Source organism: Streptomyces sp. NPDC059679 (assembly GCF_042734105.1).
Taxonomy (GTDB): domain Bacteria; phylum Actinomycetota; class Actinomycetes; order Streptomycetales; family Streptomycetaceae; genus Streptomyces.
Genome location: NZ_JBHWES010000024.1, coordinates 77231 through 89949 on the forward strand (window position 1 = coordinate 77231; position 12719 = coordinate 89949).

Sequence of the window (12719 nt, forward strand, 5' to 3'; positions counted from 1 at the left end):
CCATTTTGCGTTGTGACAAGCGGGAAGGGGCGGCGGCGTAGCTCGGAAACCATTTGTTTTCGCAAGCCAGGGCCGCTATAGACCCATGGCTGGGAGAAGCGCGTACCCAACTTGTCACAATGCGAAAATAAGAGTGTCCAAGGGCACAGAGGAACTTCCCGTGTCAGTGCATCGCGATGAGGCGAGCGATCTTCAGGCCAAGATGGAGCGACAGCCTATCGTCGCCCCTGGAGAGATCGACTCCGGTGATCTCTTCTACACGTTTGAGCCTGTAGTAAAGGCTCGTGCGATGGATCCGCAACTGCTCGGAGGTCCGCTTGATATTTCCGGCGTTGTCGAAGAACGCCTCCAAGGTGAAGACAAGGTCGTCCTCGCCCAGACCCGGGCGTTCGAAGAGTGCTCGCAGACCCGGGTGCAAGCTGTCGGCGAGCCTATCCGGCGGCAGCTCCGCTAGCATGCTGTACACCCCGAGCTCGCTGTAGCGCACGACGAATCCGAGAACTCGGACCACACTCGCGACCTCAGCCGCGCGACGTGCGTCGGCGTACGAGGCATGAACGTCTTCGAGCCGGGTGCGGGGTTCGCCGATGCCAATCCAGCAGCAGGTGTGACTGTCCGCTTCTGCCAACACTCTTTCGCGGATCCCTGTGCCCAGTTCGGCCAAGGCTCCACGTTTGGTCGGATGGTCGTCCGTCAGCAGCAGGATGGCGTGATCCGGGCGTTCGAGGGTCAGAGCGCGCCGCTGTTCGCGTCGGGTTCGGCCGAATTCGACTCCGGCCGTCAGCGCGAGTCGGTCCTGTTCGGTGAGAGGCGAGTTGCCGCGGGTCAACGTGACGACGAGAGCGGCACTGGCGCGGTGGGAGAAGAGATTCTCCGCAACGAGCTGTTCGGCGGCTTGCGCGCGGACCTCGGCCTGATCGGCGAGGAGGTCGCGCGTGAGCTCACGTTCGCGTCCACGGCTGAGCTCGCCGAGCAGATATTCGCGATGGATGATCAGGCCGACGGTTTCGGCTGCCCGGCGCACGGCGGACGCCTGGAGATCGTCGACGGCGCCTTCCGAGGCCAGGAGCCACATGAAACCCAGCAGCGCTCCCTTGTATTTCACCGCCTTGCCGTACCGGGTGGTGTCCGTGACCGTGGTGACCTCGGGTTCGTGCCAGCTGTCGGGCTTGGCGAAGGTCAGGACGCCGCCGTGCCGACGCGGCCGTCCGCCCTTCGGCCCGGAGCGGCGGGGCCGGGGTCGCGGAGCATGACAAGGTCCGAGCGCAGGCGTCCGACCAGGACTACAGGCAGGTCCGCCAGGGCGTGGGAGAGGTAGGCGACGTCGTAGCCGGAGTCCATGACGATCCAGATCTCCGGATCACTGGACTGCCACTGCTGGGCCTGGATCAACCGCTCGACGACATCTCGTAGTTGGGAAGCAGGTAACGGCAGTCGCGTCGTCCGCCGGTCCCAGGCGCACGGCGTCCAGCAATGCGACCCAGGAGGTCCGGCCGGTCTCCAGGGCTGCGACGAAGGAGTACGGCCAGCCCGGCACGAACTGATCCGTCTTGCGGTCACCGCGCCCGTAGACGTGGCAGAACAGCCGGTCGTCGCTGGTCGGGGCGTCCGGGGCGTAGCCAGTTGCTGACATCCACGGCCAGTACGATGCGCCCGTCGGCCGCCCTAGGCAGCGGCAGGCCGGCCAGTGTGCGGCGCAACCGTGTCGGCTCCAGCCAGCCCCGGTCCAACGCGGCATACAGGGCCCCGTGACCCCGCCGGTACTCGACCGCCAGACAGAGCTCGACCAGGGTCTTCACCGGTCCGTCCGCGCACAGCACCGCGTCCGTGAGCTCGAAGAGCGCGTCCTGGCGGGCGTAGAGGCATTCGTAGAACTCGACCCGAAAGCGGGACAAGATACCCAATGTGTCGCCTGCGGGCGCGTCGACCGGGAGACTCATGGGCAGCAGCCGTTCTTTTGTGCTTCGTGACTAGACATCTCGAAGCGTGGAGAACGGCCGCCCCTGCTGTCCCGGGAAGAACCGCAGATCAGCAGGTCGGGTGACCTGCGAGGATAAACGTCAAGCTCAGGGGTCAGTGGGTTTGGGTGACCTTGGCCAAGCCCCGGGGCGCGTCTGGGTTCTGGCCACGGGAGACGGCGACCTCGTAGGCCAGCAGCTGCAGTGGCAGGATCTCCAGGACTGGCTGGAGCTGCTCGGCCACCGCCGTCGTCGGCAGCGTGAACCCGGTCGCGGCTCGCTCCACTTCGGCCCGGCTGCCGATCACTACCAGGTCCGCGCCCCGGCCGCGCAGCCGTGCCAGCACTGGCGCCAGCGCCTGGCCGCCTCGACCCTCGGGGACGATCGCGATCACCGGCGAGACGTTGTCCACCATGGCCAGCGGTCCGTGCAGCAGGTCGGCCCCCGAGTAGGACAGCGCCGGGATGTAGCTGGTCTCCATCAGCTTCAGCGCCGCCTCCTTGGCGGTCGGATATCCATACCCCCGGGAGGTAAGCACCATCCGCTCGGCGAACCGGTACCGACCCGCCAGCGCCCGCATCTCCTGCCCCCGGTTCAGCACCTGCCCCGCCAGCTTCGGCAGCACCTTCGCCGCCGCCCCGTCCCCGCCCCGCAGCCCCTCGACGAACAGGTACAGCGCCAGCAACTCGGCGGTGTAGGACTTGGTCGCTGGCAGCGCCCGCTCCGGGCCGGCCAGCACGTCGAGGTGGAACTCGGCCGCCCCGGCCAACGCGGAGCCAGCGTTGTTGGTCACCGCCAGCGTGATCGCCCCCGCCTCCCGGGCTGCCCGAGTGGAGGCCACCAGGTCCGGGGAGCCACCGGACTGGCTTATGGTGATCACCAGGCAGTCGGTCAAGTCCGGCCGGGCACCGTAGGCCGTTGTCGTCGACATCGAGGTCAGTCCGCAGGGCAGCCCCAGCCGGATCTCCAGCAGGTACTTTGCGTAGAGCGCCGCGTTATCGGACGTGCCGCGCGCGGTCAGCAGCACGAACCGCGGCCGCCGCGCCGCGATTCGCCCGGCGACCTCGCGGATCTGCGGCGTGCCCTGGTCAAGCAGCCGCTGCAGCACCGCTGGCTGCTCGGCTATCTCGCCGGATATGAGCTGGCCCGGCCGCTCTCGGTGCTGGGTTGGAGTCGTGGCGGACATGCTGGGTGTCTCCAGTTGGCTGTGTCTCGAACGAACCGTGCTCCGGCGTCGGGCAGACACGGGTCAGCATCCGCAGCCAGGGCCGGTGGCGCGGCGGCGGCGAAAGAAACTCCGGTGCGCGGCCCCTTGGAAAAAGCAGAATACTGGTTATTGTTCGAGCTGTGAACTTCGATGACGAGCGCCTCCTCACGCGCAACGGCTTGGCTGTCCGGCAACTCGCGGTCCTCCTCCTGAACCACGACGAGGACACCCGACTGCCCCGGCTGCGGGACTTCGCGGAGCACATGGGCGTAGGCAACGGCACGGTGCAGGCGGCCCTCCAGCTGCTGGAGGAGTCCGGGGCGATCGAGACGGTCGCCCGCGGCCACCTCGGCACGTTCCTGGTGCACGCCGACCGCGCCATACTCTGGCGAATCTCCGGGCTCGGCACGCTGCTCGCCGCGATGCCACTGCCGTACTCGCATCGGTACGAAGGTCTGGCCACTGGACTACGCGCCGCCTTCGAACGGGCTGGCACCCCGTTCGCAATCACCTTCATGCGCGGCGCCCACGCGCGCGTGTCCTCCCTACTGGAGGGCAAAGTCGACCTGGTCGTACTGTCCCGCTTCGCCGCCGATCGCCTGATGGAGCACCATCCGCTTGAGCTGGTCGCCGACCTGGGGCCGGCTACCTACGTCGGCGCGCACGGCGTGCTCGCGCGGCGCGGAACCGACCTGTCCTCCCGCGGCCTGCGCGTCGCCATCGACCCCAGTTCGGAGGATCTGCAGATACTCACCAAGCGGGCGTTCGCGGGACGTGAGGACGTGAAGTGGGTAGAGGCGTCGTATATGCAGCTGCGCGACCTCTTCGAGCGCGGTGAGGTCGACGCCAGCGTCTGGAACCTCGACGAGGCCCAGGACCGGCTGGGACCCGACGTCGACATACTGCCGCTCGGCGCCGAGATCACCCGGGAGCTGGCGATGCGCAACTCCAGTGCGGCGATCATCGGCCGGGCCGAGGGGGCCCAGACCCTGAGCGCCGCGCGTGAGGCCCTCGACCTTTCACTCGTCACCACCATCCAGAGCGAAGTGCTGCACGGTACGCGCATCCCCGTGTACTGAGGCCGGTCGCTGAGGCCTACTCAGGGCCCTGCAATCGCAGGGACGTTCAATATCCAGAATCCCGGTTACTGTCGCTTCGCCGACCACGACAAGGAAACGCTTATGGAAGACAGGCTTGCCATCCGGATCCAGATGTTCCGCGACAACGGCCAAGTCCAGCCGCAGGTCGCCGAGTTCGTCACGGCCGCGCTTCAGGCGCTGGCCGCCGAGGGACACACCGTCACCGAGGACAGCGCCGGCATGCTGACCAGCCATCTGATGATGGCTCTCACACGGCTGCTGAACGGTGAGGCGATCGCACAGTTCCTCACCGACGACCAGGTGACGGCCGAGCTCGCGGGCCACCCTGAAGCGCTCGACCGCGCCCGGGCCCTGGCCACCTGGGCGCAAGCCGAGCTTGGCGCCGCCCTCCCTGAATCCGAGATCAACTTCCTGGCGATGCACCTGGCCGTACTGGCACAGCACGCGCCCGCACTTCAGTCCCCCCTCACCCCGCACCCCTCACTCCACGAGAAGGGCAGACCATGACCAAGATCCTCATCGGCGGCATCGGCAAGGTCGAAGTGGCCGACACTATCAACAAGCTGGCCCTCGACGGCATCGAGGTCGCCGTCTCCAGCGACATGGACGCCGCCATGAAGCTGCGCACCGGACAGGCCGGCTACTTCCTAGGCACCTGCCACACGGGCGCCGGCGCCTCACTCGGAGTCCTCGTCGGCATCATGGGCAATCCCGCCTGTCACACCTTCGGCCGCAGCGTCCCCACCCAGGACGAGATCAAGGCCCTTCTGGCGCAAGGCAAGAAGGTCTTCGGTTTCTCCACGGACCAGATCGACCTGATCGCCCCGCTCATGGCCCGCGCCATCGCCGCGCACACCGCCTGACGTCCGATCCCCATGCCCGCCCTCGTATGACCCGCCTCAGATCCAACCAAGGCCCCAAGGAGTGACCTCGTGAGCAGAACCGTCCTCGCCGCGAGCACCAGCCTCGACTTCTCCATCGCGCAACAGATGACCGTCATCGGCCTGTGCGCGCTGACCGCGTTCATCTCGCACATGGCGCTGGCCGTCTTCAACGACGGCGTACGCCCCTTCATGCTCGGTTTCATTCAGGGGCAGTCCACCCGCAGCGCCACCACCGCCGTCTCCTTCGGGCTCTCCGCCGGCTTCATCTTCGGCCTGGGTGCACCGATGGCGCTCTCCACCGGTGTCCTCAACCCCTGGCTGATATTCCTGCCCACCGACATCCTCGGCATCGTCTCGCCCAAGAAGTGGCTTGCTCCGCTGCTCGGCGGCGCCTGGGGCGCGCTGATCGTCTTCGGCCTGAACGGTGCCAACACCATCGCGCACGACCTGCCGGTCGACTTCCTGACCGCGATGCAGCAGATGGCGATGCCGATCCTCTTCCTCTTCACGCTGTTCCCGGTGCTCGCCATTACCAAGCAGTTCGGCAGGCTCTACGGCGGTATCGCGGGCGCGGTCGAGCTGGCGATCGTGGTCCTCACTATGAAGCTCTGGCCGAACATGTTCGCCGGCGCACTGGCGATGGCGGTCGGCGTGCTCATGCTCATCGGCTTCGCGGTCACCAAGGACCTGGGGCAGCGCAAGCTGGACAAAACTGCGGGCCAGGCGGTCGAGCTGCCCGAGGGCGAGGACCCGATGGCCTCGTTGTTCAGCGCGAGCGCCACCCGGCTGCGCAAGTACCTGCCGCTGTTCATGGTGCTGGGCGCCGGTGTGTGCGTCCTCTCACAGATGCACATCTTCGGCGGCGGTGAGGCCACCAGCTTCCTCATCGCCAAGGGGCAGTACACCGAGGCGGCTCAGGTCGACTTCTACCGCGTCTTCGGCTTCATACCGCTGATCGCCACCACCGCACTCGCCTCTGGTGCCTACGGCATCGCCGGCTTCACCCTGGTCTACCCGATCGGCTATCTGATGCCGAACCCGGTCATCGCCGCCGTCGCCGGCGCAGCGGTCTTCGCCATCGAGGTGCTCGCCCTGTCGTACATCGGCAAGACGCTCGGCAAGCTGCCGACGGTACGGGACTCCTCGGAGCATCTGCGCAGCGCCATCAGTGACGCACTGGGCCTGGCCATCCTGTTCGGCTCGCTGATGGCGGCCAACACCATGGGCGGCGGACTGGGCATCCTCATCGTCGGCGGTCTCTACCTCCTCAACGAGACGATGGGACGGCCCGTGGTGAGAATGGCTGCGGCTCCGGCCGCCGTGCTCGTCGGCGGCATCGTCCTCAACCTTCTGTACTGGCTGCACCTGTTCATGCCAGTCAAGAGCTGATCGCTCACCAACGCCGAGCGGCGCTGACCGCACATCACGCCAGGAGGACACCGCCATGAACCACCTGCACACCGTCACCGGCCCCCTCTCCGCCAGTGCCGTCCGCGGCCCGGTGCTCGCCCATGAGCATCTGGCCCTGGACCTCAGCCGAGACACCGACCAAGAGGCCAAGCTGTCCCCGGCCGAGCACGCAGGGCGCATCACCGCCGAACTGGCCGGACTGCGCCAGGAGTACGGCCTCTCCCTCGTGATCGAGATGACGTGCCGGGGCATGGGGCGCGACCCCCGCGCCCTGGCACGCGTCTCCAAGGACTCGGGGGTCGCGGTGGTCGCCGCCACGGGCTGGTACTACGAGCCGTTCCACCCGCCCGAGGTCGGCGGCACCAGCGCCCAACAGCTCGCCGAGACGCTCATCGGCGAGATCGACGGCGGCGTCGGTGACACCGGGATCCGTCCCGGTGTCATCGGCGAGGTCGGCAGCCATGGCGACAAGCCCAGTGAGCCCGAGACACGCACTCTGATTGCCGCCGCCCGCGCGGCCGTCGCCACCGGCCTGTCCATCGCCACCCACGCGCATCTGGGCACCGGCGGTCTTGCCCAGCTGGAACTACTCACCGACGTGGGCCTGCCGGCACACCGCGTCAGCATCGGCCACCAGGACCTGCTCGACGATACCGCCGTGCACCGGCAGCTGGCCGCGTCCGGCGCCTACGTCGCCTTCGACACCGTCGGCAAGGAGAGCTACCACAGCGACGACGCCCGGCTGCGGCTGCTGTTCGCCCTGCTGGAGGCCGGACACGCCGACCGGGTACTGCTCAGCTGCGACATCTCCCGGCACGGATATCTGCTGGCGGAAGGTGGCCACGGTTACGGGCATCTCTTCCGCTCCTTCCTGCCAAAGGCGCGGGCGGCCGGAGTCGACGACGACTTGATCGACCTGATGACACGCCGCAATCCGCTGCGCTTCCTGACCGGTGCGACTGCCAAGGAGATCTGAGATGTCACAGATCCGCCTTCCACCGACCTTCCCGCTGCCAACTGTGCCGCTGCACGACGCACTGGCCAAGCAATTCCAGCTGCTGGAGGCCGTCACCACCCACTTCGAGGGACAGCAGCTCTTTGCGGCCGACACCGGCGTCATCCCAAGTCTCGGGCGGCCACGCACGACCGCGATGGTCGAAGCGGTGCTCGCCGACTTCCTCTCCGCGCAGGCTGCGGCCCTCGTCCAGGGCGCCGGCACCGGCGCCATCCGCGCCGCCCTCACCGCCGCCGTCGCCCCCGGCGAACCTCTTCTCATCCACCGCGCACCCCCATACCCCACCACCGAGGTGACGCTGCGCGGTCTCGGGGTCGAGACGGCCGAGGTCGACTTCAACGACCGCACCGCCCTGGACGCAGCGCTCGCCTCGGGCCGGTTCTCGTGGGCGTACATGCAGCACACCCGCCAGCGTCTGGCCGACTCCTACGACCCGGGCGAGGTGCTCGCGGCCTGCCGGGCCGCGGGCGTGCGCACGATCGTGGACGACAACTATGCGGTCATGCGCGTCCCGGCGTGCGGCGTCGAACTCGGCGCCGACGCCTCCTGCTTCTCGCTGTTCAAACTGCACGGGCCCGAGGGCGTCGGCCTCGTCGTGGGCGCCCACGATCTCGTCGACGGCGTCCGAGCGCAGAACTACTCCGGTGGTGGCCAAGTCCAGGGCCACCAGGCGCTGAACGCCCTGCGCGCGCTCACCCACGTCCCCGTGATGTGGTCGGTGCAGTCACAGGTCAGCGCCGAGGTCGCCCAGCGGCTGGCGGCGGGCGAGGTGCCAGGCGTCACCGAGATCCGGATCGCCAACGCACAGGACCGCTGCGTCCTGGTACAGCTCGACCGGCCCATCGCCCGCCAACTGCCCGCCGTCGCCGCCCGCTACGGCGCCGCATTCTACCCCGTGGGCTCGAACTCCCGCTACGAAATCGCCCCGCTCTTCTACCGGATGTCCAGCTCCTCCCTCAACGACGCTCCGGAACTCGCCGACTGGACGGTGCGCATCAACCCCATGCGGGCCGGCGCCGACCTCGTGCTGGAGATCCTCCGCTGCTCGCTGACCGACCTGCTCCACCACAAGGACAACTGACGTGTTCCTCAAGACCGTGCTCGCCCGCAACTCCGGACTGGTCGACGCCGCCGCCGCGCTGCACCACCAAGGCGAGATCCCGCCGGACACGTATGTGATGGACCTCGACGCCGTGGAATCCAACGCGGCGCTGCTCGCCGCCGAGGCCGAACGGCTAAGCCTGACCCTATGGTTCGTGGTCAAGCAGTTCGGCCGCAACCCCGAGCTGATCCGGGCCGTTGCCCGGCACATCCCGAAGTACGCGGCCATCGACCCGCCAGAGGCACGCGTCCTGCACGCCTCCGGCGCCCGGGCCGGAAACCTCGGCCACCTGATGCAGATCCCCCGCAGAACACTCGATGAGATGCTCGCCTGGCGGCCGGAGACCGTCACGGTCTACGACGCCGCCAACGCCCACGCGGTCTCGGCCGCAGCCGAGCGGCTCGGTGTCGTCCAGGACGTACTCGTACGCTTGGAGGGTGCGCCCGGCTCGGTCTACCCCGGGCAGGAGGGCGGTGTTCCGCTGAGCCGACTGGACGCCTTCGCCGAAACGGTCGAACGGCTCCCCGGTGTACGGATCGCGGGCGTCACCGCCTTCCCGTGCGTGCTATGCGATCCGCCCTCCAACAAGCCCCAGGCCACCCCGAACTTCGACCTCGCGCTCACCGCGCGCGAACTGCTGGCCGCCCGCGGCCACACCGGCCTGAAGCTGAGCGCGCCGAGCGCGACGTCCATCGCCTCCCTGCCGCTGCTCGCCGGCCTCGGTGCCACGCACGGCGAGCCCGGTCACTCGCTCACCGGTACCACTCCGCTGCACGCCCTCGACCCGCACCAGCCCGAGCAGCCCGCCTACGTATATGTCAGTGAGGTCGCCCACACCCTCGCCGACGGCCGACCCGCCCTGTACGGCGGTGGTTTCTACGCACGCGCCGACATCAAAAACGCGCTGCTTCCACGGACGGGCGTGCGTCTGCCGGTGCAGGCGGCACCGGCCGAGAACATCGACTACTACCGGCTGCTCGACGCGCCGACGGCCTCCCAGCAGGTACGTGTCGGCGACACGGCAGTCCTCGCCTTCCGCACGCAAATCTTCGCCACACGCAGCAACGTCGCCGTCGTGTCCGGACTGTCGTCCAGACAGCCACGGCTCCTCGGCCTGTACGACGCCCTCGGCCGCCCCTTCTAAGAGAGCAGAGCCATGAGCAAGACCGTCATCTTCGTCGTCGACGGCTTCGGCATCGGGGCGATGCCCGACGCGGGCGCCCTGCGCCCGGGCGATATGCGCGCCGACACCTGCGGCCACACTCTCGATCACCACCGCACGGAACTAGGCCGTCCCTTGCGGCTGCCGTCGTTCGGGGCACTCGGCCTCGGCCTGGTCCACCCGCATCCGGATCTGGCGGACCGCACCACCCTGCCGGTGGCCGTCGGCAGGGCGGCCCTCGGCTATCCGGGCGCCGACACCTACGCGGGCCACCAGACCATGATGGGCGCCGACTTCACTTCGGTGACCGTGGCGCGGCTCGGCGAACATCTCGACGAGGTCGCGGCCGCGCTCCGGGCAGGTGGGCACAGAGTGGATCCCTTGGACACCAAGCCCCTCCTGGTCGTGGACGGCGCCGTGCTGGTGCACGACAACCTCGAAGCCGATCCGGGCATCAACTGGAACGCCTCGGGCCGCCTAGAGGACCTGTCCTTCAGACGGATCCTGTCCATAGCGCGAACAGTCCGCGCGGTCGCACCGGTGGCGCGCGTCATCGCCGTCGGCGGCCATGCCGACGCACCGCTCCCTCGTTTCGTACGCCCCGGCGACGGCGGTACGGTCGGCCTCGACACGCCAGCGACCGGCTTCTACCGCAACGGCGAGCTCGAAGTACAGCACCTCGGCGCACCGTTGGACCACACCCGCCAACTGCCGGAGCTGGCGGCCCGAGCGGGCATCCCGGTCACGCTCGTCGGCAAGGCCGCCGACATCCTCGCGTGTGATGCGGCCGTGCGCCGCCCCGCGGTGCCGACCGCCGACGTCCTGGCACACACCCTGGATGCCGTACGAGCAGATGGCGACGGCCTAGTCGTCGCCAACGTCCAGGAGACGGACCTCGCCGGACACCAGCAGGACACCAGTCAGTACGGCGCTGTGCTCGAAGAGGTCGATGCGGGGCTGGGCGAACTGATCGCACTGCTCGACTCACCGGGCGACCGTCTCATCGTCACCGGCGACCACGGAAACGACCCCACCATCGGGCACGCATACCACACACGCGAATACGTGCCCGTGCTGATCCACCGGCCGGAAGCCTCCGGACTGGAGCTCCTGCCGGACGCGACCGGCCTGGCCGACGTGGGCGCCACAGCCGCGCATGCGCTGGGACTGGACCCAGCCGGCCTGGCCAACGGGACAGCGCTGCGCCCCGCACGGCACGCAGCCTAAGCTTGATTCTGTCGGGGATCTTGGGTGGTCGAGGTCAGTTGCCGAGGGTTCGCCAGGACTTCGACCGGGGGTCCCTTGCTGGTCCAGAAAGGTCTGGAAGGCGGTCGGTGGTCGTGGTGTGGGCCTCTACTCAGTCGGTGGCAGGCCGCTGAGGCGTTCGATGTTCACGGCGATGGCCGTGAAGACGTGTTGCAGGTGGGCTTTCGGCTGTCTGCGGTAGCGGCAGTGGCGCGTGCTGAAGCTTCCCCTTGATCGTGGACACCTGGAGACTGGGACGAGGTTCCAGAGGAAGTAGTGCCAGGTGGATAGTCAGTACTCGAAGCGGTATTCGGAGGAGTTCAAGCGGGACGCGATCGCGTTGGCCCGCTCCTCCAGCAAGACGATCACGGAGGTCGCGCGGGATCTGAGGGTGAGCCCGGAGAGCGTGCGCGGATGGGTCAAGCGTGACCGGATCGACCGCGGTGAGGGCGGGCCGGGCGAGCTGACCAGCGCCGAGCGTGAAGAGCTCACACGGCTGCGCCGGCAAAACGCCGAGCAGCAGAAGACGATCGAGATCCTGAAAAAAAGCCGCACCAATCTGCTGACGGCTTCTCCCGGGCGGGATATCTTCGGCAATCCCACCCGGCTTCCCACGACAGCCGTCAGCATGCTTCCGCCCGGTGGAATCGGCCACGGCCACCGGGCAGACCGAGGGTGTCAGGATCTACCGCAACGACCGCATCCCTGAGGCAGCCAGCGGCGGGATCAGCGTGCAGGCGGTCAACCTCGATCTCCCGAAGACAGCCGGTCTGGAGATGGCGGCGGGTCGGTGGCTGAACTCGGCCCAGGCCGAGTATCCTGCCGTGGTCCTCGGATCGGCCGCGGCCGAGCGGCTCGGTGTCAGCACGACCGGCCTTCAAGTGTGGCTCGGCAAGCAGACGTTCACCGTCACCGGGATACTCCAACCTGCTGCGCTGGCACGGGAGCTGGACAACTCAGCGCTCGTCGGCTGGAGCGCAGCCAAGAAGCGGCTCGGTTCCACTGCCACCCGACAACCGTGTACGTACGATCCGCCGAAGCGGCCGTCGACCAGGTACGCGAGGTGATCCCGGAGACCGTCAACCCCGCCGCGCCTAACCAGGTCGATGTCTCGCGGCCCTCCGACGCGCTGACCGCAAAGCGGGCCGCCAACAAAACGTTCACCGCGCTCCTCGCCAGCATCGGCGCGATCGCCCTTCTGGTCGGCGGGGTGGGCGTAGCCAACACGATGGTCATCGCGGTCCTTGAGCGGCGCACCGAGATCGGACTGCGGCGGGCGCTGGGCGCGACGCGGTCACAGATCCGCCACCAGTTCCTCACTGAGTCAGTCCTGCTGTCCTGCCTCGGCGGGATCGTCGGCGTCGGTCTGGGGGCCGGAGGATCAGCCGCCTATGCGTTGTGGAAGGGCTGGGCCGTGGTCGTCCCACTCTGGGTGCTGGGACTCGGCCTCCTCGCCACCATCGCCATTGGCGCTCTGGCCGGCCTGTGGCCCGCCGCACGGGCGGCCCGCCTGAGTCCTTCCATGGCCCTGGCTTCCTACCGGTAGTTCGTTAAATCTGGTGGTGGTGTGGGTTGACGGTAGGTCGGGTTGGTCGTAGGCCGGTGGTAGGAGTCAACTTCCTTGCTGGGGGCTGAA

The 12719-nt window shown here is 68.2% G+C and carries 13 protein-coding genes and 1 pseudogene; 11 read left to right on the top strand and 3 right to left on the bottom strand.

The features are described 5' to 3' along the window. Window positions 1–163 precede the first annotated feature (163 nt). The 3 genes and pseudogenes from ACFV2X_RS25025 to ACFV2X_RS25035 form a co-directional block, all read right to left on the bottom strand. On the bottom strand, window positions 164–1105 hold the full coding sequence (locus ACFV2X_RS25025; protein WP_385620357.1) for a PucR family transcriptional regulator: 942 nt from the start codon (window positions 1103–1105) through the stop codon (window positions 164–166). Then, a pseudogene (locus tag ACFV2X_RS25030) lies at window positions 1106–1940 on the bottom strand (transposase); the annotation flags it as partial. It lies immediately after the preceding gene. A 133-nt stretch (window positions 1941–2073) separates the two neighbouring features. Beyond that, entirely contained in the window at window positions 2074–3144 is a 1071-nt protein-coding gene (locus ACFV2X_RS25035; RefSeq protein ID WP_385620170.1) for an SIS domain-containing protein, read from the bottom strand. A 161-nt stretch (window positions 3145–3305) separates the two neighbouring features. Between ACFV2X_RS25035 and yhfZ the strand changes: the two genes are divergently transcribed. The 11 genes from yhfZ to ACFV2X_RS25090 all read left to right on the top strand — a co-directional run bounded on the left by yhfZ (window position 3306) and on the right by ACFV2X_RS25090 (window position 12629). Continuing rightward, window positions 3306–4244 (top strand): GntR family transcriptional regulator YhfZ, encoded by a 939-nt coding sequence (gene yhfZ, locus ACFV2X_RS25040; protein WP_385620172.1) that lies wholly within the window; start codon window positions 3306–3308, stop codon window positions 4242–4244. 102 nt (window positions 4245–4346) lie between these two features. Then, window positions 4347–4772 (top strand): PRD domain-containing protein, encoded by a 426-nt coding sequence (locus ACFV2X_RS25045; RefSeq protein WP_385620175.1) that lies wholly within the window; start codon window positions 4347–4349, stop codon window positions 4770–4772. Continuing rightward, complete coding sequence (locus ACFV2X_RS25050; protein WP_385620177.1) at window positions 4769–5128, top strand: DUF2620 domain-containing protein; 360 nt, start codon at window positions 4769–4771, stop codon at window positions 5126–5128. Before ACFV2X_RS25045 ends, ACFV2X_RS25050 begins: the two co-directional genes overlap by 4 nt. A gap of 126 nt (window positions 5129–5254) precedes the next feature. Beyond that, window positions 5255–6538: a YhfT family protein gene (locus ACFV2X_RS25055; protein ID WP_385620359.1), complete on the top strand. Its 1284-nt coding sequence runs from the start codon at window positions 5255–5257 to the stop codon at window positions 6536–6538. A gap of 55 nt (window positions 6539–6593) precedes the next feature. Continuing rightward, window positions 6594–7535: a phosphotriesterase gene (locus ACFV2X_RS25060; RefSeq protein ID WP_385620180.1), complete on the top strand. Its 942-nt coding sequence runs from the start codon at window positions 6594–6596 to the stop codon at window positions 7533–7535. A 1-nt stretch (window position 7536) separates the two neighbouring features. Then, window positions 7537–8655, top strand: coding sequence for an aminotransferase class V-fold PLP-dependent enzyme (locus tag ACFV2X_RS25065; protein ID WP_385620182.1), 1119 nt, complete (start codon window positions 7537–7539; stop codon window positions 8653–8655). 1 nt (window position 8656) lies between these two features. Continuing rightward, complete coding sequence (locus ACFV2X_RS25070) at window positions 8657–9820, top strand: alanine racemase (RefSeq protein WP_385620184.1); 1164 nt, start codon at window positions 8657–8659, stop codon at window positions 9818–9820. A 12-nt stretch (window positions 9821–9832) separates the two neighbouring features. After that, a complete protein-coding gene (locus tag ACFV2X_RS25075; protein WP_385620186.1) occupies window positions 9833–11065 on the top strand; it encodes a phosphopentomutase in 1233 nt (410 codons plus the stop codon). A 301-nt stretch (window positions 11066–11366) separates the two neighbouring features. After that, window positions 11367–11792, top strand: a complete 426-nt coding sequence (locus ACFV2X_RS25080) for a transposase (RefSeq protein ID WP_385620188.1) — start codon at window positions 11367–11369, stop codon at window positions 11790–11792. Then, window positions 11725–12150: an ABC transporter permease gene (locus ACFV2X_RS25085; protein WP_385620190.1), complete on the top strand. Its 426-nt coding sequence runs from the start codon at window positions 11725–11727 to the stop codon at window positions 12148–12150. Before ACFV2X_RS25080 ends, ACFV2X_RS25085 begins: the two co-directional genes overlap by 68 nt. After that, the gene (locus ACFV2X_RS25090; RefSeq protein ID WP_385620193.1) at window positions 12102–12629 is read left to right on the top strand and encodes an ABC transporter permease; all 528 of its coding nucleotides are present in this window, start codon (window positions 12102–12104) and stop codon (window positions 12627–12629) included. Before ACFV2X_RS25085 ends, ACFV2X_RS25090 begins: the two co-directional genes overlap by 49 nt. Window positions 12630–12719: the final 90 nt, after the last annotated feature.

Coding starts and splice junctions, on each gene's coding strand:
- ACFV2X_RS25035 (WP_385620170.1), bottom strand. CDS start 3,144: ATGTCCGCCACGACTCCAACCCAGCACCGAGAGCGGCCGGGCCAGCTC.
- ACFV2X_RS25045 (WP_385620175.1), top strand. CDS start 4,347: ATGGAAGACAGGCTTGCCATCCGGATCCAGATGTTCCGCGACAACGGC.
- ACFV2X_RS25050 (WP_385620177.1), top strand. CDS start 4,769: ATGACCAAGATCCTCATCGGCGGCATCGGCAAGGTCGAAGTGGCCGAC.
- ACFV2X_RS25055 (WP_385620359.1), top strand. CDS start 5,255: ATGACCGTCATCGGCCTGTGCGCGCTGACCGCGTTCATCTCGCACATG.
- ACFV2X_RS25060 (WP_385620180.1), top strand. CDS start 6,594: ATGAACCACCTGCACACCGTCACCGGCCCCCTCTCCGCCAGTGCCGTC.
- ACFV2X_RS25065 (WP_385620182.1), top strand. CDS start 7,537: ATGTCACAGATCCGCCTTCCACCGACCTTCCCGCTGCCAACTGTGCCG.
- ACFV2X_RS25075 (WP_385620186.1), top strand. CDS start 9,833: ATGAGCAAGACCGTCATCTTCGTCGTCGACGGCTTCGGCATCGGGGCG.